General features: G+C 66.8%; 19 protein-coding genes and 1 pseudogene. 15 read left to right on the top strand and 5 right to left on the bottom strand.

Features of this window, described 5'->3' with window-relative positions:
- Window positions 1-80: 80 nt before the first annotated feature.
- The gene (locus FOZ70_RS08440; RefSeq protein WP_021157006.1) at window positions 81-503 is read left to right on the top strand and encodes a hypothetical protein; all 423 of its coding nucleotides are present in this window, start codon (window positions 81-83) and stop codon (window positions 501-503) included.
- Between the two features lie 37 nt (window positions 504-540).
- Here FOZ70_RS08440 and FOZ70_RS08435 read toward each other — a convergent pair whose 3' ends face one another.
- Window positions 541-1,374 (bottom strand): ABC transporter permease, encoded by an 834-nt coding sequence (locus FOZ70_RS08435; protein ID WP_059484540.1) that lies wholly within the window; start codon window positions 1,372-1,374, stop codon window positions 541-543.
- A 6-nt stretch (window positions 1,375-1,380) separates the two neighbouring features.
- A complete protein-coding gene (nodI, locus tag FOZ70_RS08430) occupies window positions 1,381-2,295 on the bottom strand; it encodes a nodulation factor ABC transporter ATP-binding protein NodI (RefSeq protein WP_021157008.1) in 915 nt (304 codons plus the stop codon).
- 337 nt (window positions 2,296-2,632) lie between these two features.
- Between nodI and FOZ70_RS08425 the strand changes: the two genes are divergently transcribed.
- On the top strand, window positions 2,633-3,130 hold the full coding sequence (locus FOZ70_RS08425) for a universal stress protein (protein WP_021157010.1): 498 nt from the start codon (window positions 2,633-2,635) through the stop codon (window positions 3,128-3,130).
- Between the two features lie 110 nt (window positions 3,131-3,240).
- Here the strand turns inward: FOZ70_RS08425 and FOZ70_RS08420 are convergent, their stop codons facing one another.
- Genes FOZ70_RS08420 through lexA form a run of 3 tightly spaced genes read right to left on the bottom strand, consistent with a single transcriptional unit; the run spans window position 3,241 to window position 4,993 of the window.
- The gene (locus FOZ70_RS08420) at window positions 3,241-3,954 is read right to left on the bottom strand and encodes a DUF2939 domain-containing protein (RefSeq protein WP_219705609.1); all 714 of its coding nucleotides are present in this window, start codon (window positions 3,952-3,954) and stop codon (window positions 3,241-3,243) included.
- A gap of 29 nt (window positions 3,955-3,983) precedes the next feature.
- Window positions 3,984-4,319, bottom strand: a complete 336-nt coding sequence (locus tag FOZ70_RS08415) for a hypothetical protein (RefSeq protein WP_006476078.1) — start codon at window positions 4,317-4,319, stop codon at window positions 3,984-3,986.
- Window positions 4,320-4,345: 26 nt separating this feature from the next.
- The gene (gene lexA, locus FOZ70_RS08410) at window positions 4,346-4,993 is read right to left on the bottom strand and encodes a transcriptional repressor LexA (RefSeq protein ID WP_006754655.1); all 648 of its coding nucleotides are present in this window, start codon (window positions 4,991-4,993) and stop codon (window positions 4,346-4,348) included.
- Between lexA and FOZ70_RS38510 the strand changes: the two are divergent.
- The 13 genes and pseudogenes from FOZ70_RS38510 to FOZ70_RS08350 all read left to right on the top strand — a co-directional run.
- A pseudogene (locus FOZ70_RS38510) lies at window positions 4,964-5,074 on the top strand (sodium:proton symporter); the annotation flags it as partial. The gene lexA and the pseudogene FOZ70_RS38510 overlap by 30 nt on opposite strands.
- A gap of 183 nt (window positions 5,075-5,257) precedes the next feature.
- The gene (locus tag FOZ70_RS08405; protein WP_021157012.1) at window positions 5,258-6,295 is read left to right on the top strand and encodes a sulfate ABC transporter substrate-binding protein; all 1,038 of its coding nucleotides are present in this window, start codon (window positions 5,258-5,260) and stop codon (window positions 6,293-6,295) included.
- A gap of 122 nt (window positions 6,296-6,417) precedes the next feature.
- Window positions 6,418-7,311: a sulfate ABC transporter permease subunit CysT gene (gene cysT / locus FOZ70_RS08400; protein WP_021157013.1), complete on the top strand. Its 894-nt coding sequence runs from the start codon at window positions 6,418-6,420 to the stop codon at window positions 7,309-7,311.
- Window positions 7,308-8,255 carry a sulfate ABC transporter permease subunit CysW gene (gene cysW, locus FOZ70_RS08395; RefSeq protein WP_021157014.1) on the top strand — a complete coding sequence of 316 codons (948 nt, stop codon included), beginning with the start codon at window positions 7,308-7,310 and terminating at the stop codon, window positions 8,253-8,255. The genes cysT and cysW overlap by 4 nt, the downstream gene beginning before the upstream one ends.
- Before the next feature lie 13 nt (window positions 8,256-8,268).
- Window positions 8,269-9,327, top strand: a complete 1,059-nt coding sequence (locus FOZ70_RS08390; RefSeq protein WP_021157015.1) for a sulfate ABC transporter ATP-binding protein — start codon at window positions 8,269-8,271, stop codon at window positions 9,325-9,327.
- A 75-nt stretch (window positions 9,328-9,402) separates the two neighbouring features.
- Entirely contained in the window at window positions 9,403-10,329 is a 927-nt protein-coding gene (locus FOZ70_RS08385) for a CysB family HTH-type transcriptional regulator (RefSeq protein WP_006484201.1), read from the top strand.
- 496 nt (window positions 10,330-10,825) lie between these two features.
- Window positions 10,826-11,212 carry a DUF805 domain-containing protein gene (locus tag FOZ70_RS08380; RefSeq protein WP_059653310.1) on the top strand — a complete coding sequence of 129 codons (387 nt, stop codon included), beginning with the start codon at window positions 10,826-10,828 and terminating at the stop codon, window positions 11,210-11,212.
- Window positions 11,213-11,488: 276 nt separating this feature from the next.
- Window positions 11,489-12,439: a sugar ABC transporter substrate-binding protein gene (locus tag FOZ70_RS08375; RefSeq protein WP_021157018.1), complete on the top strand. Its 951-nt coding sequence runs from the start codon at window positions 11,489-11,491 to the stop codon at window positions 12,437-12,439.
- A gap of 145 nt (window positions 12,440-12,584) precedes the next feature.
- Window positions 12,585-14,198, top strand: a complete 1,614-nt coding sequence (locus FOZ70_RS08370; protein WP_219705550.1) for a sugar ABC transporter ATP-binding protein — start codon at window positions 12,585-12,587, stop codon at window positions 14,196-14,198.
- Entirely contained in the window at window positions 14,195-15,214 is a 1,020-nt protein-coding gene (locus FOZ70_RS08365; RefSeq protein WP_027787475.1) for an ABC transporter permease, read from the top strand. Before FOZ70_RS08370 ends, FOZ70_RS08365 begins: the two co-directional genes overlap by 4 nt.
- 35 nt (window positions 15,215-15,249) lie before the next feature.
- Complete coding sequence (locus tag FOZ70_RS08360) at window positions 15,250-16,281, top strand: LacI family DNA-binding transcriptional regulator (protein ID WP_027787474.1); 1,032 nt, start codon at window positions 15,250-15,252, stop codon at window positions 16,279-16,281.
- Window positions 16,278-17,207 carry a ribokinase gene (rbsK, locus tag FOZ70_RS08355; protein WP_021157020.1) on the top strand — a complete coding sequence of 310 codons (930 nt, stop codon included), beginning with the start codon at window positions 16,278-16,280 and terminating at the stop codon, window positions 17,205-17,207. Before FOZ70_RS08360 ends, rbsK begins: the two co-directional genes overlap by 4 nt.
- Before the next feature lie 288 nt (window positions 17,208-17,495).
- Window positions 17,496-19,271 carry a methyl-accepting chemotaxis protein gene (locus FOZ70_RS08350; protein WP_059710310.1) on the top strand — a complete coding sequence of 592 codons (1,776 nt, stop codon included), beginning with the start codon at window positions 17,496-17,498 and terminating at the stop codon, window positions 19,269-19,271.
- Window positions 19,272-19,739: the final 468 nt, after the last annotated feature.

The raw sequence follows: 19,739 nt of genomic DNA, 5'->3' as shown, positions 1-19,739 counted from the left end.
CCGGGCGCAATCGTCGTATTCATCCGGCGCCGCCGTTTCACGCGTGCGGCGCCATTTACAAGAAGCAAACAGGAAAACGCATGACCCAACCGAAGATTCATCCTCGACTCGAAAAGGCGCTGACGCGCGGCGATCTCGCGATCCGCCAGGCCAATTCCGCGCGGGCGACTGCCGTGCTGAACGCACTCGGCACGATGATCATCGAGGCCTCCGCAACGATCGGCGTCGAGGCCAGCATCGACATTCCGCAAGGCGATCGCATTTACGATCCGGTCAACGGCCTGTGGCCGCAGAAGATGCTGGTGTCGTTCGACGGCCCGGTGGACGAAGCCGACAAGGAAGAACTGCGCACGGTTTATCTGCTCGCCGACGATCCGGGCACGCAGTTCCGCGTCGAATGGCATCGCGCGGACGGCAAGCTCGGCCGCCAGGAGGGTGGCCCGCTCGCGACCGTCGCGTTCCTGACCGACGTCGAGATCCCGTGGAGCGACGACGACGAGTGACGTCGTCGCATGAAGCCGGCGCCCGGTGCGCCGGCCGTCAGCGCATCATGCGCCGCCGGAACAGCCAGGCGGACAGCAGGAACCCGCCGATTGCGTAGCCGGCGAGCACCGCGACATGCAGCGCGACGTCGGTCGCCGGCCGGCCGAGCATCGCGGGCCGGATCAGCTCGACGGCGTTCGCGAGCGGCAGTGCCTGCGCCGCATGCCGCGCGATCGGCGGCAGCTGCGTGGTCGGGAAGAACACGCCCGACAGCAGCAGCATCGGCGTCAGCACGAGCGTCTGATAAAACATGAAGAAATCGTAGGACGGTGCGAGCGCCGTGACGATCATCGCGATGCTTGCGAACGCGAGGCCCGCGAGCGCGATCACGGGCAGCGCCGCGAGCATCGACGGAAACTGCGCATAACCGAGCGCCCCCGCGACGAGCATGATCGCGGCCCCCGACAGCATCGCCTTGCTGGCCCCCCAGACGATCTCGCCGAGCACGATGTCGCCGAGCGCAAGCGGCGTATGCATGATCGCTTCCCACGTGCGCTGCACGTGCATCCGCGAGAAACCCGAATACATCGACTCGAAGCTCGCGGACATCATCACGCTCGAGCCGACCGTACCGGCCGCGAGGAACGCGATATACGACACGCCGTCGACATGACCGAGCATCAGGCCGAGCCCGAACCCCAGACCGAACAGATAGATCATCGGATCGGCAAGATTGCCGAACATCGACGCGAGCGCGAGCTTGCGCCAGACGAGATAGTTGCGCCGCCAGACGGCGATCCAGTTGGTTGCGTTCGCGGGCATCGCGATCGCGAAGCGGGACACGCGTGGCGGTGCCGACGGGGCGGTGGCGGAATAGTTGCGCACGTCCATGTTCGATCAGTCCTGCATTTCGCGGCCCGTGAGCCGCAGGAACACATCTTCCAGATTGGCCGGGCGATGCAGATAGCGCAACCCCGTGCGACCCTTGAGTCGCGCACTGAGCGGTTCCGGGTCGCTCACGTAGCAGAACAGCGTCTCGCCGCTGATCTCGGTGTGCTTCGCGAACGCCGCCAGCTCGTCGCGCAGCGTGGCCGGATCGGGCCCGTAGATCTCTATCACGTCGCAGCCGATCTCCGATTCGATCAGCGCGTGCGGCGCACCTTCGGCGATCTTGCGGCCTTCCTCGATCACGCACAGCCGGTCGCACAGGCGCTCGGCTTCTTCCATGAAGTGCGTGGTGATCAGGATCGTCTTGCCTCGAGCGAGCAGCGAGCGCAGGCGTTCCCACATGAGGTGGCGCGCCTGCGGGTCGAGGCCCGTCGTCGGCTCGTCGAGCACCAGCACATCGGGATCGTTGACGAGCGCACGGGCGAGTGTGAGCCGGCGCTTCATGCCGCCCGACAGCTCGCCGACCTTCGCATCGGCCTTGTTCTCGAGCTTCGCGAATTCGAGCAGGGGTTTCACGAGCGCGTGCGCGGCCTGCGCCGACATGCCGAAATAGCGGCTGAAGACGAGCAGGTTCTCGCGGACGGTGAAGTCGGGGTCGAGATTGTCGAACTGCGGGACGACCCCGACACGCTGGCGCGCATGTCGCGCACGCGATGGAACCGGTTCGCCGCAGAGCGAAATGGTGCCTGCATCGGGATGCGTGAGGCCGAGCAGCATTTTCAGCGTGGTGGTCTTGCCTGCGCCGTTGGGGCCGAGCAGGCCGTAGCATTCGCCGGCCTGCACGGTGAACGACAGGCCGTTGACGACAAGCTTGTCGCCATAGCGCTTTTCGACGTTCCGGAAATCGATCGGTGCAACGAGCATGGGTAGGTTGTCGTTGTATGCGGGCGCGGCAGCGTTTCGCTGCCGGATGCGTGGCCGGTTGGCGAACCGATCGGACGATGGCCTGTCACACGGGCATGACCGACGCGCACGACGCCGGCGCCTGGTGGCCCGCTGGAGTACGAACGGGCCATTCTAGTGCATCGGCTGCGTCTCTTCAGGGCATGCCTGCGCGGTGCGATGCATGCGCGCACCGATCGTGCACCGCATCATCGCGCACGCGCCGCGCGGAGCGAATCAGCGTTTTCCATCCCTTGCGTCCTGAATTGCGGCGCACCATGATGAATGCGTAGGCTCGTTGTTGCGATAGGGAGGTTTCATGGCTAGCTACAACAAGATTCTGCTGTGTTACGACGGCACGCTCGAAGGGCGCAAGGCACTGCGCTGCGGCGCCAATCTCGCGATGGACCTGAAGGCCGAGACGCATTTGCTGTCGGTCGTCGACATGCGCTCGAGCATTGCACAGAGCGCGGGTTTGCTGACCGACGTCGCGTGCGGCCGGTTCGAGGAAACCGCGCGTGAAATCCTGCAGGAAGGGGTGAACTGGCTGCGCGAGCGCGGCGTGCAGGCCGAAGGCCATTTCGCATTCGGCTATCCGATCGACGAAATCGCGAATCTCGCGACGGAACTGAACGCCGATCTCGTCGTCGTCGGCCACCGGTGCCGCAGCGGGCTGTCGAGATGGTGGATGGGCTCCGGCAACACGCAACTGCTCGATCGCGTGAACTGCAGCATTCTGGTTGCGTGTTCGTCGGCGCAAGAGCAGAAGGCCGAAATCGCACGCGAGCGTGAAGCGGCCACGGCGAACGGCAAATGATCCAATGATTCGATGACTGCGTGGCTGGCGAACCGAGCCGGTCAGGCAGTTACGCCGCCTCAGTGGCTCGGGCGCTAACCCCGAGCCAGTCAAGTTCCTATCGAGCCCTGTCAAGCGTGCAGGTCGATTGCGGACAACTTCCACGAGAACAGGCCGAAGCGGTGGAATATCGCCGCATAGCGCGTGCCGTCGGCACTGCGCTGGTAGGTCACGACGAATTCATCGATATTCCGGTAGCCGGCGCTGGTTTGCTGCTGATGCGGCGAATGCGCTGCATCGACCGGGCTGGCCGGCGCGGCAGCAGCAGGGGGCGACGATGATGCGGCTGCGACGTTGCTGCCCGGAGCGGCTGCGCTTGCTGAAGCCTGATTGGGGGCCGGTGCAGCCGGCGTATTGCCCGGTGCATTGCTGCCTGGTGGCAGATTCGACAAGTCAGGCGGACGCTCCCCCGGATTGCCACGCGGCGGCAATCCGCTCATCAGCGCGGCCACGCCCTCCGGGGTCGCGTATGCATCGACCAGCGGGCCGATCAATGCCGACCCGATCAGTGCACCGAGCACCGCGAACGGATTGCTCTTCTTCACCGCGTCGATCCGGCGCATCAGCTCTTCCGTGACCTGCTGCTTCAGGCTGATGCGCAGCGACGGAAAATCGACATATTCACTGATGGCCTGCGCATCGCGCGCATCGATCGCCGTTTTCAGGCGGCCGAGCGCGACGTACGGCGATGCGTAGGCATAGCCGATCGCCGCAACGGCGGCGATGGCCAGCACGATGATCAGCAGGGGTTTGAGCCGCCATGCGCGGCCCGAAGATCCGGTCACGTTGCCTCCGGTGCGGGGATGTTCCGCAATCAGAGACCGCCTGGCGTGGCTGATCGTTCCTCTGCAATGCAGCGATCGATCATCCGGCACACGGCATCGATCGTGCCGACCATGATCAGGCGAGAGCGACCGTGATAGACGCGCACCGGCGCGCGGCGCGCGGGTTCCGCGTGATTCAGGCCGGCGTTCAGCGATACCCGCGCAAAAGCGGGGAGCGCCGACGGCAGCAGGGACGCCTGCCGTTCGACTGCGACTTCTTCTTGCACTGGCGCCGCCGCGGACAGCGGTGCGCAGGGCGTGCGGCCGCGCAGGTGGCGCAGGCGACCGAATTGACGGAAAGGCAGCAGGCGGGCAAGGCGTTCCATGATGTTCTCCTCAGCGAGACGGAATGTCAGAGTTCGCCCGAGCGGATCAGCCCGACGGCGATGCCTTCCAGCGCGAATTCCGCGCTGCCGGCCTTGACGAAGATGTTTTCGTAATCCGGGTTCTCCGCGATCAGCTCGAGACCGCCCGGCCGGCGCATCAGGCGCTTGACCGTGACGTCGTCGCCGAGACGCGCGACGATGATCTGGCCGTCCTTCGCTTCCGTGCGCTTCTGCACGGCGAGCAGGTCGCCATCGAGGATGCCGGCGTCGCGCATCGACAGGCCGCGCACTTTCAGCAGGTAGTCGGGCTTGCTGGTGAACAGCGCGGGATCGCACGCGTAATGCTGCGAGATGTGCTCCTGTGCGAGGATCGGGCTACCGGCTGCCACACGGCCGACGAGCGGCAGCGACAGCTGCATCAGGCCGGCGTGCGGGAGCGTGAACTGGTGCGGGGCATCGTCGATGCCGAGCAGGCGGATGCCGCGCGACGCGCCGGCGGCCAGCTCGATCACACCCTTGCGCGCCAGCGCGCGCAGGTGCTCTTCGGCCGCATTCGGCGAGCTGAAGCCCAGTTCGGCCGCGATCTCGGCACGGGTGGGCGGGAATCCGGAGCGCTCGATCGCGCGACGGATCAAGTCGAACACTTGCTGCTGACGGGCGGTGAGTTTGGTCATGGCTCAACTGTATGGATAGACAGTGAGCTGTATTTTTATACAGTAGTTCGCGAATTTCAAGTGTTACGTGAGGTTCGACGCGATCACGCCGGTTCCGGCGTGATTTTGCGACGTCCGGACGCCGGTTTATCTGCCGCAACCGTCCATCCCGTCTGCGTTAGCACTTTTGAGTATTAAAAAATGAGGAACGATTATTTTTAATCATGTAACCCGTTCGCTAGACTGGCCCGACATCGCAATACCGACAACACTGGAGAACCAAGGATGGGCAAGCGCAATACGGGGCTGGTGGGCGGAGTGGGCCGCCTGATCGCAACACTCGCGCTGGGCGCGGCGGCGGCGCTGGGCGTCGCGACGCACGCGCAGGCCGATACGACCTTCCTGAACGTGTCGTACGACCCGACGCGCGAGCTGTATCAGGACTTCAACCAGGCGTTCGGCAAGGAGTGGAAGGCGAAGACGGGCGAGACCGTCAACTTCAAGCAGTCGCACGGCGGTTCGGGCGCGCAGGCGCGCTCGGTGCTCGACGGCCTGCAGGCCGACGTCGTCACGCTGGCGCTGGCGTACGACATCGACGCGCTCGCGAACAAGGGCCTCGTCAACAAGGATTGGCAGAAGCGCCTGCCCGACAACGCGTCGCCGTATACGTCGACGATCGTGTTCCTGGTGCGCAAGGGCAACCCGAAGGGGATCAAGGACTGGGACGACCTGACCAAGCCGGGCATCTCGATCGTCACGCCGAACCCGAAGACGTCGGGCGGCGCACGCTGGAACTACCTGGCCGCATGGGCGTACGCGCAGCACAAGCCGGGCGGTAACGAGCAGACGGCGAAGGACTTCGTCACGAAGCTCTACAAGAATGCCGGCGTGCTCGATTCCGGCGCGCGCGGCGCGACCACGAGCTTCGTGCAGCGCGGGATCGGCGACGTGCTGATCGCATGGGAAAACGAGGCGTTCCTGTCGGTCAAGGAATTCGGCACCGACAAGTTCGAGATCGTCGTGCCGTCGGTGAGCATCCTGGCCGAGCCGCCCGTCGCGGTGGTCGACAAGGTGGTCGACAAGAAGGGCACGCGCAAGCTGGCCGAGGCGTACCTGAACTTCCTGTACAGCCCGCAGGGCCAGGAGATCGCGGCACGCAACTACTACCGGCCGCGTTCGAAGAACGTGCCGGCGGAGCTGACCAAGCAGTTCCCGAAGTTGAAGCTGTACACGGTCGACGATACCTTCGGCGGCTGGACGAATGCGCAGAAGACGCATTTCGCGGACGGCGGCGTGTTCGATTCGATCTACAAGCCGCAGTAACACCATAACGACAGCGGCGCGCCACGACAGCGCGCCGCACCCTCGACGGGCCGCCGGCGCAAAGCATCGCGCCGGCGTTTGCGTCGGACCCATGAGCAGCATCGACCCAGCAAGAGCATCCGATGACGACGTACACCTTTCGCAAGCCGAGCGCGCTGCCCGGTTTCGGCGTGACGCTAGGCATCACGGTGGCCTATTTGAGCCTCGTGGTGCTGATACCGCTCGCCGCCACGTTCCTGAAGACCGCGACGCTGTCGTGGGACCAGTTCGTCACCGCCGTCGCGTCGCCGCGCGTGCTCGCGTCGTACCGGCTGACGTTCACGTCCGCACTCGGCGGCGCGCTGATCAATGCCGTGTTCGGCTTCCTCGTCGCGTGGGTGCTCGTGCGCTACACGTTCCCGTTCAAGCGCCTCGTCGATGCGATCGTCGACCTGCCGTTCGCGCTGCCGACGTCGGTCGCCGGCATCTCGCTCGCGGCCGTCTACGCGACCAACGGCTGGGTCGGCCAGTATCTCGCGCCGCTCGGCATCAAGATCGCGTTCACGCCGGCCGGCGTGCTGGTCGCGCTGACCTTCATCGGGCTGCCGTTCGTCGTGCGCACCGTGCAGCCGGTGCTCGAGGATTTCGAGCGCGAGCAGGAAGAGGCGGCCGCGTGCCTGGGCGCGTCGCGCTGGCTGACGTTCCGCCGCGTCGTGCTGCCGGCCGTGCTGCCGGCGCTCCTCACCGGGTTCGCGCTCGCGTTCGCGCGTGCGCTCGGCGAATACGGCTCGGTGATCTTCATCGCCGGCAACGTGCCGATGAAATCCGAGATCACGTCGCTGCTCATCATCACGAAGCTCGAGCAGTACGACTACGCGGGCGCGACCGCGCTGGCGGTCGTGATGCTGGTCGTGTCGTTCCTGATGCTGCTGCTGATCAACACGCTGCAGTGGTATCTGCAGCGCCGCACGAGCAAGGGCGCGAGCGGTCCCGCGCCTGCTGCCGTCACCGCCGCCGCAGCAGGAGGCCAGCAATGAGCCAGGAGGCCACCGTCGTGCTGAAAACCCCGTCTTCGGCCGCGCAAGGGCGCGCCGCGAAGCGGCTCGACCCCGTCAGCGAGTCGCGCGTCGTGCGCTGGCTGCTCACGGGCATCGCGCTGGCGTTCCTTGCGTTCTTCCTCGTCGTGCCGCTCGCCGCGGTGTTCGTCGAGGCGCTGAGAAAAGGCATCGGCTTCTATCTCGAATCGCTGGCCGATCCCGACGCGTGGTCGGCGATCAAGCTGACGCTGACCGTCGCCGTGATCGCCGTACCGCTGAACCTCGTGTTCGGCGTGTGCGCGTCGTGGGCGATCGCGAAATTCGAATTCCGCGGCAAGGCGCTGCTGACGACGCTGATCGACCTGCCGTTCTCGGTGTCGCCGGTGATCTCGGGTCTCGTGTACGTGCTGCTGTTCGGTGCGCAGGGCTGGCTCGGGCCGTGGTTGCAGGCGCACGACGTGCAGATCATCTTCGCGGTGCCGGGCATCGTGCTCGCGACGATCTTCGTCACGTTCCCGTTCGTCGCGCGCGAGCTGATTCCGCTGATGCAGGCGCAAGGCACCGACGAGGAAGAAGCCGCGCGCGTGCTCGGCGCGTCGGGCTGGCAGATCTTCCGCCGCGTGACGCTGCCGAACGTGAAGTGGGGGCTGCTGTACGGCGTGATCCTGTGCAACGCGCGTGCGATGGGCGAGTTCGGCGCGGTGTCGGTCGTATCGGGCCACATCCGCGGCGTGACCGACACGATGCCGCTGCACGTCGAGATCCTGTACAACGAATACAACTTCGCGGCAGCGTTCGCGGTGGCGTCGGTGCTCGCGCTGCTCGCGCTCGTCACGCTCGCGCTGAAACTGATCGCCGAGCGTCATCTCGCCGCCGAACTGGCCGGCGCGAGCGACACCGTTCCCGCACACGCCGGCCCCGCCGCCGTTTCGTCGAAATCGTAAAGAGGCAACCAGAATGGGTATCACCGTCCGTAACCTTCAGAAGCGCTTCGGCGATTTCACGGCGCTCGACAACGTGTCGCTCGACTTCCCGCCCGGCGAACTGGTCGCGCTGCTCGGGCCGTCCGGCTGCGGCAAGACCACGCTGCTGCGCGTGATCGCGGGCCTCGAGCACGCGGATGCCGGCCAGGTCGTGCTGCAGGGGCTCGACGTCGCGTCGGTCGGCGCGCGCGATCGGCAGGTCGGGTTCGTGTTCCAGCACTACGCGCTGTTCCGCCACATGACCGTGTTCGAGAACGTCGCGTTCGGGCTGCGCGTGAAGCCGCGCCGCGAGCGGCCGTCGGAAAGCGTGATCCGCGACAAGGTGCACGAGCTGCTGAAGCTCGTGCAGCTCGACTGGCTCGCGCAGCGTTATCCGTCGGAGCTGTCGGGCGGCCAGCGCCAGCGCATCGCGCTCGCCCGCGCGCTCGCGGTCGAGCCGAAGGTGCTGCTGCTCGACGAGCCGTTCGGCGCGCTCGACGCGAAGGTCCGCAAGGAACTGCGCGGCTGGCTGCGCCGCCTGCACGACGACCTGCACATCTCGACGATCTTCGTCACCCACGACCAGGAGGAGGCGCTGGAAGTCGCGGACCGCATCGTCGTGCTGAACCGCGGCCACGTCGAGCAGGTCGGCAGCCCGCAGGACGTCTACGATCATCCGCAGAGCGCGTTCGTCTACGAGTTCCTCGGCGCGGCCAACCGGCTGCCGGGCACGGTCGCCGGGCGCGGCTTCGTGGCCGAGGGCGCGGCTGCGCCGATCGAGGTCGATGCCGATTTCGCGGGCCCTGCGAACGCGTACGTGCGGCCGCACGACCTGCAGCTCTGGCCGGCCGGCGAAGGGCACCGCGACGGCATCGCGGTGGACGTGCGCCGCGTGATTCCGCTCGGCGGTTCGGTGCGTGTGGAGCTCGAGGCGCGCGCAGGCGGCGCGCTCGAGGCGGAACTCGATCGCGACGCATGGCGTGCGCTGTCGCTGCAGGTCGGCGACGGTGCAACGGCCGTGCCGCGCGCGGTGCGTGTGTTTCCCGCGCGTTGACGCCAGAATGCAGGGCAGGGGGCGGAGCGCGCTCCGATCAGACAATCAAACAACGACAGCCTAAGAGGCATACCCATGAATTTTCAGCAATTGCGGTTCGTGCGCGAAGCGGTGCGCCAGAACATGAACCTGACGGAAGTCGCGAACGTGCTGTACACGTCGCAGTCCGGCGTGTCGAAGCAGATCAAGGATCTCGAGGATGAGCTGGGCGTCGATATCTTCATCCGGCGCGGCAAGCGGCTGACGGGGCTCACGGAGCCCGGCAAGGCCGTGCACCAGCTGATCGAGCGGATGCTGCTCGATGCCGAGAACCTGCGCCGCGTCGCGCGCCAGTTCGCCGACCAGGACAGCGGCCACCTCGTCGTCGCGACGACGCACACGCAGGCGCGCTACGCGCTGCCGAAGGTGATCCGGCAGTTTACCGACGTGTTCCCGAAGGTGCATCTCGCGCTGCGCCAGGGCAGCCCGCAGCAGATCGCGCAGATGATCCTGAACGGCGAGGCCGATCTCGGCATCTCGACCGAAGCGCTCGACCGCTATCCGGACATCGTCACGTTCCCGTGCTATTCGTGGCACCACACGGTCGTCGTGCCGAAGGGCCATCCGCTCGTCGGTCGCGAGAACCTGACGCTCGAGGAAATCGCCGAGTACCCGATCATCACGTACGACCAGGACTTCACGGGGCGCTCGCACATCGACCAGGCATTCACGCAGGCGGGTGCCGTGCCCGACGTCGTGCTGACCGCGATCGACGCCGACGTAATCAAGACATATGTCGAGCTCGGGATGGGGATCGGCGTCGTCGCGGCGATGGCCTACGATCCGCAGCGCGACACGGGGCTCGTCGCGCTCGATACGCAGCACCTGTTCGAGGCGAGCACGACGCGGGTCGGCCTGCGCAAGGGCGCATTCCTGCGTGCGTATGCGTACCGGCTGATCGAGATGTTCGCGCCGCACCTGAACGAAGCCGAAATCGCGGGGCTGTTGCGCGAAGCCGTTTGAAGCCAGCACGTCGTGCACCGTCCGAGCGATCACCGCGGATGGCGCGACGTCTCCTCATGCACCAGGCGGCGCAGGCGATCTGCCGCCTGCCTGGTTGTTCGACCCAGACTCACCGAATCACCGGCCGCAATCGCGGTTTCCTGCCGATTCATCTCCGCACTCGGCGCACGACATGCGCTCGCCTGCCAGCGAGAAATCAAGACGGCACGTTCGAGCGCCTCGCATCGGGCCTTGCCATCCTGCATACTGGCCGCCCCATTTCTCCTTGCATGTGATTCAATGCGCGTGAATGCCGGCTGACGGGTGTTGACGCGACTCTCCGGCACCATCCCGATCGGCCGGCTGCACCGACACCCTGCGCGACGCCGGAACGAAGCGCGGGGCACATGGCCGGCAGCCCGTTCGCATTCGCCACACAACGCACGCGGATTGCCCGTTCAGGCACATTCGGCGACATGGCGCACAGCACGCAACACGCGTGACGAAGAGGTAAACAATGAACCTGAAATGGTTTCTCTTTTCCTTCGAAGGCCGGATCGGACGCCTGCCGTGGTGGATCTACGCACTGGTTTCCGCGTTGCTCAGCGTGTTTTTCGATGCGGATTCGCACCGCTCGCCGGATGACGAGCTGCCGCTGCTGGCGATGCTGGTGCTCGTCGTGGTGGCCGTCGTCGCGGCCTGGTCGTCGATCGCGGTCGGTGTGAAGCGGCTGCACGACATCGACAAGTCGGGATGGTGGATGCTGTTGCTGTTCGTGCCGATCGTCGGCGCGCTCGCGTTGTTCGTGATGAACGGCTTCATCGCCGGCACGCCGCACGCGAACCGATTCGGCGAGCCGCCGTCAGCCAATGAAGACGAGCCGGCGCCGCGGGATCCGGCGTGACACGCGCTCCGAATAAACCCTAAATATTGATCAGACAGGTTGCGCGCCGGCGCGAATCGGTACAGCATAGCCTTCACTCCGCCGGCTTCCCGCCGGCGGAGGCGCGTAAACAACAGCACGCGTCAGGCAGTCGGCCGTCTGCCTCGTTTCCATTTCGTGATACCGACAGCAGCATCGATGGCCATTGCCCGGGTAGTGTGGCGCAAACGTTTGCTCACATTAAAACAACAGTCAAACAATAGTCCGGCCCCTGGGGCCGGTCGCCAGGAGATGTGTATGAATGTCCTCTTTCGCCGTCGTTTCCTGACCGCCGCGCTCGCCGCCGTCGCGGTTGCCGCCGCACCGGCCGTCCATGCGCAATCATCGGCCAAGCCGAAGGTCGCGCTCGTGATGAAGTCGCTCGCCAACGAGTTCTTCCTGACGATGGAAACGGGCGCGAAGGAATACCAGAAGCACAACGCGAACCAGTTCGACCTGATCACCAACGGCATCAAGGACGAGACCGACACCGCGAACCAGATCCGCATCGTCGAGCAGATGATCGTGTCGAAGGTCGACGCGATCGTGCTCGCGCCGGCCGATTCGAAGGCGCTCGTGCCGGTCGTGAAGAAGGCGGTCGACGCCGGCATCATCGTCGTGAACATCGACAACCGGCTCGATCCCGACGTGCTGAAATCGAAGAACCTGAACGTACCGTTCGTCGGCCCGGACAACCGCAAGGGCGCGCGCAAGATCGGCGATTACCTCGCGAAGCGGCTGAAGGCGGGCGACCAGGTCGGCATCGTCGAAGGCGTGTCGACGACGACCAATGCGCAGCAGCGCACGGCCGGCTTCCAGGACGCGATGAAGGCGGGCGGGATGAAGGTCGTATCGGTGCAGTCCGGTGAATGGGAGATCGACAAGGGCAATGCGGTCGCGGCCGCGATGCTCAACGAATACCCGAACCTGAAGGCGTTGCTGTGCGGCAACGACAACATGGCGATCGGCGCCGTGTCGGCCGTGCGCGCGGCCGGCAAGCAGGGCAAGGTGTTCGTGGTCGGCTACGACAACATCAACGCGATCAAGCCGATGCTGAAGGACGGCCGCGTGCTCGCGACGGCCGATCAGTACGCGGCGAAGCAGGCCGTGTTCGGCATCGACACGGCGCTCAAGGCGATCTCCGAGCATCGCAAGCAGGCCGACATGTCGGGCGTGGTCGAGACGCCGGTGGATCTCGTGACGAAGTGACGCAAACCCGATACGGCCGCCGCCCTCAAGAATCGGGCGCGGCGGCCGTTATCAGGGGTGAGCGCGATCACGGCCACTGCATGCACATGCACTTGTGAGCGTCATACCCGCGCGCCGCGTGCGCGCGGCCGCAACCAGGATCGCGATGGACTCGACTTCCCAACCCTCCCGCGCAGCCGCTCCCGTGCTGTCCGTATCCGGCATCGGCAAGACCTATGCCGAACCCGTGCTCGCCGAGGTCACGCTGACGCTCGACGCGGGCCACGCGCTTGCGTTGACGGGCGAGAACGGCGCCGGCAAGAGCACGCTGTCGAAGATCATCGGCGGCCTCGTCGAGCCGACCGCCGGCACGATGCAGCTGGGCGGCCAGCCCTATGCGCCGGCGAGCCGGACGCAGGCCGAGGCGCTCGGCGTGCGCATGGTGATGCAGGAGCTGAACCTGCTGCCGACCCTGACGGTCGCCGAAAACCTGTTCCTGAACCGCCTGCCGCGGCGCTTCGGGATCATCGATCGCGCGCGGTTGCGCGACGACGCACGGGCCGCGATGGCCCAGGTCGGGCTCGACACGGTCGATCCCGATACGCCGGTGGGCGCGCTCGGCATCGGCCATCAGCAGATGGTCGAGATCGCGCGCAACCTGATCGGCGACTGCCGCGTGCTGATTCTCGACGAACCGACCGCGATGCTGACCGCGCGTGAAGTCGAGCTGCTGTTCGAGCAGATCGACCGGCTGAAGGCACGCGGGGTCGCGATCATCTATATCTCGCACCGGCTCGAGGAGCTCGCGCGTGTCGCCGAGCGGGTCGCGGTGCTGCGCGACGGCCGGCTCGTCCACGCGGGCGACATGGCGGCGACGACGTCCGACGGGCTCGTCACGCTGATGGTCGGCCGCGAGATAGGCGAGCACATCGATCTCGGCGAGCGCCGTATCGGCGCACCGCGGCTCGTCGTGTCGGGCCTCACCCGCGGGACGGCGGTGCGCGACGTGTCGCTCGAGGTGCGCGCGGGCGAGATTTTCGGCATCTCGGGGCTGATCGGCGCGGGACGTACCGAACTGCTGCGGCTGATCTACGGCGCGGATGCGCCGGATGCGGGGACGATCGCGATCGGCCAGCCGCCGAAGCCGGTGCGGATCGGTTCGCCCGTCGAGGCGGTGAAGCACGGCATCGCGCTGATTACCGAGGATCGCAAGGGCGAGGGGTTGCTGCTCACGCAGTCGATCACCGCGAACGTGTCGCTCGGCCAGCTCGACCGGCTGGCGCGCGGCGGCATCGTCGACAGCGCGCGTGAAACGGCGCTCGCCGAGCAGCAGATCGACGCGCTGCGAATCCGCACGCACGGTGCGGCACAGGCGGTCGGCGAGTTGTCGGGCGGCAACCAGCAGAAGGTCGTGATCGGCCGCTGGCTCGCGCGCGACATGGGCGTGCTGCTGTTCGACGAGCCGACGCGCGGGATCGACGTCGGCGCGAAGTTCGAGATCTACACTTTGATGGGCGCGCTCGCGCGCGAAGGCCGCGCGCTCGTCGTCGTGTCGAGCGACCTGCGTGAGCTGATGCTGATCTGCGACCGGATCGGCGTGATGTCGGCCGGCCGCATGACCGCCGTGTTCGAGCGCGGCAACTGGACCCAGGATGCACTGCTGGCCGCGGCGTTCGCCGGCTTCGGCCGCGAGACGCCGCCGGACGGCGCACGGCATCCGGACGCGGGGCAGGCGCAAGGCGCCGCTCCGGGCACTTCGACGACAGGACGACAGCAATGACCCAGCCTCCCGTATCCCCGACCGACGCAGGCGCGCAGCAGGACGTGACGGGGCGCCGCGCGCGCACGCTGTCCGGCACGCGGCTCGGCCTGTCGAACTATCTCGGGCTCGCCGGCGCGCTTGCCGCGATGATCGTGCTGTTTTCGACGCTGAGCTCGCATTTCCTGACCTACGATACGTTCAGCACGATCGCGAACCAGATTCCCGATCTCGTCGTGATGTCGGTCGGGATGACCTTCGTGCTGATCATCGCCGGGATCGACCTGTCGGTCGGCTCGGTGCTCGCGCTCGCCGCGTCGATGGTCAGCGTCGCCGCGCTGAAATGGCAGTGGGGGCCGCTGCCGGCCGCGCTGATCGGCATCGCGGTCGCGACCGTCACGGGCGCGCTGACGGGCGCAGTCACGGTCGGCTGGCGAATCCCGTCGTTCATCGTGTCGCTCGGCGTGCTGGAGGCCGCACGCGGCCTCGCGTACCAGCTGACGAATTCGCGCACCGCCTATATCGGCGACGCGTTCGATTTCCTGTCGAACCCGATCGCGCTCGGCATCTCGCCGGCGTTCCTGATCGCGGTCGCGGTGATGATCGCGGCCCAGTTCGTGCTGACGCGCACCGTGTTCGGACGCTATCTCGTCGGGATCGGTACGAACGAAGAAGCCGTCCGACTTGCCGGGGTTAACCCGAGGCCGTATAAAATTCTCGTATTCGCGCTGATGGGCGCGCTCGCGGGGCTCGCGTCGCTGTTCCAGATTTCGCGGCTCGAGGCGGCCGACCCGAACGCGGGCGTCGGCCTCGAACTGCAGGTGATCGCGGCCGTCGTGATCGGCGGCACGAGCCTGATGGGCGGGCGCGGCTCGGTGATCAGCACGTTCTTTGGCGTGTTGATCATCTCGGTGCTGGCCGCGGGGCTGGCGCAGATCGGCGCGAACGAGCCGACGAAACGGATCATCACCGGCGCGGTGATCGTGGTGGCGGTCGTGCTCGATACGTATCGCAGCCGGCGCACGCGCGTGCGGTAGAAAGACAGACAGAACAGACCAGAGAGAAACGGGAAATGGCGACGATCAAGGATGTGGCAGCCATGGCGGGCGTGTCGTTTACGACCGTCTCGCACGTGGTGAACAACTCGCGGCCGGTGTCTGCGGATGTGCGTGCGAAGGTCGAGGGCGCGATCCGCGAGCTGAATTACGTGCCGTCGGCCGTGGCACGCTCGCTGAAGGCGCGTGCGACGGCGACCATCGGCCTCGTCGTGCCGAACAGCACGAATCCGTATTTCGCGGAGCTTGCGCGCGGCATCGAGGATCAGTGCGCGGCCAATGGCTATTGCGTGTTCTTCTGCAACTCGGACGACGATCCCGTGAAGCAGCGCAACTACCTGCGCGTGCTGCAGGAAAAGCGCATCGACGGGCTGATCGTCGCGTCGGCGGGCGAGGATGCGGTGCTCGCGCAGACGCTTGCGGACATCCATGCGCCGCTCGTCGTCGTCGATCGCAACATCGAGGGGCTCGCGGCCGACCTCGTGCAGATCGACCACGAGCGCGGCGCGTACCTGGCGACGCGCCACCTGCTCGAGCTCGGGCACGCGAAGATCGGCTGCATCACGGGGCCGACCGACACGGCGGTCAGCGCGATGCGCGTGCACGGTTTCATCCGTGCGATGGCTGAGCGCGGTGTCGACATCGTGCCGGGCGCGATCGCGGAAAGCGACTTCTCGTGCCTCGGCGGTTATCACGCGGCGTCGCGGCTGTTCGAATCGGTGCGGCCGAGCGCGATCTTCGCGGGCAACGACCTGATGGGCGTCGGCGCGCTGCGTGCGGCGGCCGAGCGCGGCATGCGCGTGCCCGACGACTGTTCGATCATCGGGTTCGACGACATCGAATTCTCCCGCTACACGTATCCGGCGCTGTCGACGGTCGGCCAGTCGGTGCGCGCGCTCGGCGAAATGGCCGCGCAGACCCTGATCGAGCGCATCGGCGGCGGCTCGTCGGCCGTGCCGAGCCGCCGTCGCGTCGTGTCGCCGCGTCTCGTGCTGCGTGAATCGACGGCGATCTACCGCGAGCCGCCGGCTTCCGGCGGTCGCGCATGACGGCGCCCGCGGCGGGCGCCGGCCGCGTGACGGTGGTCGGCAGCCTCAATATGGATCTCGTCGTGCGCGCGCCGCGCCTGCCGCTGCCCGGCGAAACGCTCGCCGGGCATGCGTTCGCGCAGGCGGCGGGCGGCAAGGGCGGCAACCAGGCCGTCGCTGCCGCGCGGCTCGGCGCGCAGGTCGCGATGATCGGCTGCGTCGGCGCGGATGCGCACGGCGCGGCACTGCGTGCGGGCCTCGAAGCCGAGGGGATCGACTGCGCGGGGCTCGCGACGAGCGCGTCGGCGTCGACCGGCGTCGCGCTGATCGTCGTCGACGATGCGAGCCAGAACGCGATCGTGATCGTCGCAGGCGGCAACGGCGAGGTCACGACCGATACGGTCGCGCGGCACGAGGCCGCGCTGGCGTCGGCCGACGTCGTGATCTGCCAGCTCGAGACGCCGCCGGATGCGGTGTTCGCGGCGCTGTCGGCCGGGCGGCGGCTCGGCCGCACGGTGGTGCTCAATCCGGCCCCGGCCGTCGCGCCGCTGCCGGACGGCTGGCTGCCGCTCGTCGATTACCTGATCCCGAACGAGGTCGAGGCGGCCGCGTTGACCGCGCTGCCGGTGCGCGACCCCGCGGAGGCCGAAGCCGCCGCCCGCGCGCTGCAGGCTGGCGGCGCGCGCAACGTGCTGGTCACGCTGGGCGCACGGGGTGTGCTTGCGCTGACGGCCGACGGCGCCGCGCGGCATTATCCGGCGCCTGCCGTGCAGGCCGTCGACACGACGGCGGCCGGCGATACCTTCATCGGCGGCTTTTCCGCTCGGCTCGCGGCCGGCGCGGACGTCGACACCGCGATCCGCTTCGCGCAACGCGCGGCGGCACTGTCGGTCACGCGGGCGGGCGCGCAACCGTCGATTCCCACGCTTGCCGAACTGGCCGGATAGGGCAGGATAGGGCCGGATCGCGTATCGCGGCCGGTTCGGCGCAAACGACGGCCGGCCGCGTATCCGCGCTGCACGCCGGCAACGGAGCGCGACTGATCGCCGTGCACGCCAGTGCACGGTGATGTACGTATTTTCGTTCAGCTATTTGTAATAAACAGACGAATAATTCGAAAAAATAGCGGAAACGCCATCAAGTTGCGCGGTGTCTGGTCGTAAATGCATCAGGTGAAGCAATGCTTCGAAGCGACGGGTCCGTCCCGTCCATTACGACGCAACACAGGAAGGATGATGGCGTTCAAAAACCTGACGATTCGTGCGCGCATCGGTTTCACGATGGCGTTTCTGGCGGTGCTCCTCGGTGTGATCGGTGGGCTCGGCGTGTATGGAATGACGCGCGCGAACGGCACGACGCGCGAGATCTTCACGAATCAGATGCCAAGCGCGGTCGATGTCTCGATTGCCGAGATCTACTCGGCGCGCGAACGGCTGGCCCTCGACCGGGCGGCGCTCCTGGCCGGCACGCCCGATGCGGCGGCTGCCATCGAGCGAAGCCGCGGGATGCGCGCGCAGTCGGACGCCTGGTGGCAAAAGTACCTCGCGTTGCCGCGCGGCCCGGAGGAGGATCGCATCGCACAGGACGTCGCCGCGAAGCGGCAGGCGTTGCAGCACGAGTGCGACGCGTTCGCGAGCGTGCTCGGCGCGAATCAGGCCGACCGCATCGGCGACGGCGCCAAGCAGCTCCAGGCGCGCTACACCGACCTCTCGACGGCGAGCGAGGCGTTGCGCAACTTCCAGTTCAGTGACGCGCAAGCCAACTTCGATCATGCGGAATCGGTGTACGAGACGCTGCGTGTGTTGGCGATCGTCGCGCTGGCGGCCGGCTTCGCCGCCGCGGTGGTGTCGTGGCTGACGCTGAGCCGTGCGATCGGCCGCCCGATTGCCGACGCGCTCGCGCATTTCGACGCGATTGCCGCCGGCGACCTGCGCCGGCCGATCGTCGTGGACCGGCGTGACGAGATGGGCCAGCTTCTCGAGGGCCTCGGCAAGATGCAGCGCGGGCTCGTCGATACGGTGCGCACCGTGCGCGGCGGCAGCGAGTCGATCGCGACCGCGGCGCGCCAGATTGCGGCCGGCAACATCGACCTGTCGTCGCGCACCGAGGAGCAGGCCGCGGCGCTGCAGGAAACCGCGTCGAGCATGGAGCAACTGACCGGCACCGTGAAGCAGAACGCAGACAATGCACGCCAGGCGAGTTCGCTGGCCGCGAATGCATCGGAGATTGCAAACAAGGGCAATACGGTGGTCGGCCAGGTGGTCGGCACGATGGGCGAGATCAACGACAGCTCGGCGAAGATCGCCGACATCATCGCGATCATCGAGGGAATCGCGTTCCAGACCAACATTCTTGCGCTGAATGCAGCAGTGGAAGCCGCGCGGGCCGGCGAGGAAGGCCGCGGTTTCGCGGTCGTCGCGGGCGAGGTGCGCAGCCTGGCCCAGCGTTCGTCGGCCGCGGCCAAGGAGATCAAGGTGCTGATCGACGCGTCGGTGGAGCGCATCCGGTCGGGTTCCACGCTGGTCGACGAGGCAGGGCGCACGATGAGCGACGTGATCGGTGCGGTGCAGCGCGTGACGGACATCATGGGCGAGATCGCGGCGGCATCCGAGGAGCAGAGCGGCGGGATCGACCAAGTGGCGCGCGCGGTCGCGCAGATGGACGAGGTCACGCAGCAGAATGCGGCGCTCGTCGAGGAAGCCGCGGCCGCCGCGCAGTCGCTCGACGAACAGGCCGGGCGCCTGCGTGAAACGGCAGCGGTATTCCAGCTCGCCGACGACACGTCGCGGCCGGGTGCCGCGGCACCGGTTGCGGTGCCGGTTGCAGTGCGTCACGCGCCGCGTGCGCCTTCCGCTGCGGTTGCCGTGCCGGTCGCTGCTGCGCGCGACGATCGCGATGCCCCGCCGAAACGCGCGGCTGCGCCGGCACCGGTGCGCAAGCCCGTCGCGGCCGCCGCTGCGCCCGCGCAGGCGGCCGCTACCGGTGGCGCGGACGACTGGGAAACCTTCTGATTCGCGCGTGCCGCGTATCTATCCCCATTTGGTATCCCATTTGGTAGCGAACGACGCCCGCAACACGCGGGCGTTGTCGTTTCTGCAGTGGAGAAATGTGACAGACGACGTACATGAACGACGATCGTGCAAGGTTGCGTGCATCGAACGCTCTGCATCGACTGAGGTGCGCACAGGTGCGAGTGAAGTGCCCGCATCCGTCGTACGGGTATTTCCGTAAGGGCGCTGCGAAAAAAATTTGTAACGGCGCGCGCAACGTGTCGTCGCAAACGGCTGCTCGAACGTATAGGGATGAGGGAGGAAGTGACGACGTCGGATGTGTCCAACGCACAAGACGTTCCGTTGTTCGACGAGACGCGACGGATGCAGTTTCTGCGGCTCGGGAGATCGATTGTAAAACGACGAAATGCGTTGTCCAAGCGGTGTTGTCGAGAATGACGAACTTCATACGAAGAGTTCGTGAAAAAA

Origin of the sequence: Burkholderia sp. COPS, from assembly GCF_019425585.1 — a bacterium.
Classification (GTDB): Bacteria; Pseudomonadota; Gammaproteobacteria; order Burkholderiales; family Burkholderiaceae; genus Burkholderia; species Burkholderia cepacia.
The sequence above is the reverse complement of the archived record's forward strand: the minus strand, read 5'-3'. Positions and strand labels throughout refer to the sequence as shown.